Origin of the sequence: Nioella sediminis, from assembly GCF_001879695.1 — a bacterium.
GTDB lineage: Bacteria > Pseudomonadota > Alphaproteobacteria > Rhodobacterales > Rhodobacteraceae > Nioella > Nioella sediminis.
This window is the reverse complement of record NZ_MNBL01000100.1, coordinates 1-760: the sequence shown is the minus strand read 5'-3', so window position 1 is coordinate 760 and position 760 is coordinate 1. Positions and strand designations below refer to the sequence as shown.

Below are 760 nucleotides of genomic sequence, written 5' to 3'. Positions count from 1 at the left end.
GCCCGACAGCACCGACGCTGAAGGTCGCGCCGATATTGCCAACCGATACCGGGGCCGCGACGCTGGCGATGCCAAGGTCAATCTCCTGGTCGCAATCGGCAAAGCCCCGCTGGGCAATGCGGGCGAAATCGGCGCGCAGGTCGGCCTCGGTCGTCTTTGTGTGTTCGGTATAGGCCTTGAGCGTGCCGTTGATGATGCACTCCTGAAATTCCGGCTCGGTAAAGGCCGCAATCGCCTTGGAGCAGGAGCAGGCATGCATGGGACGCACACCCAACCCGGGATGGATGAAGGCGCGGCCCGGGTCATCGGGCGTTTCCACATGGATGATTTCCACTTGGCTGTTGCGGAACCGGGCCAGAAACACTGTTTCGTTAAAGTTCACCGCGGCCGCCTTCAGCAGCGGCGCGGCGGCCTTGCGCACGTCGATATCGGACTTGCCAAGCAGGGCGATGCGAATGAGCCGCTCACCGATCACCACGCGCCCGTCATCGGCAGGGGAGTCCACCAGCCCCTGATCCTGCAGCGTCTGCATCAGCCGGTAACAGGTCGGTTTCGGCAGGCCAGTCGCCTTCTGGATCTCGCTCGCCGTGACCGGCCGCCCGGCAACGGCGACAAGCTCCAGAATGGCGATCAGGCGGTCCAGATGCATGTTGACGGAATCAATCCATGTTGCGAGACTTAGTCTCAAATCATGATAACTCGTATTCAAAAATCAAGATAAATCTGGGAGGGATCGAAAATGCGCACACGTGCGGCGGTT

General features: G+C 60.8%; 1 protein-coding gene. It reads right to left on the bottom strand.

All coding sequences use genetic code 11. The features are described 5' to 3' along the window. Positions 1-649 (bottom strand): IclR family transcriptional regulator (locus tag BKY26_RS12640; protein ID WP_071690750.1); only part of this gene is annotated, 649 nt, incomplete at its 3' end. Positions 650-760: the final 111 nt, after the last annotated feature.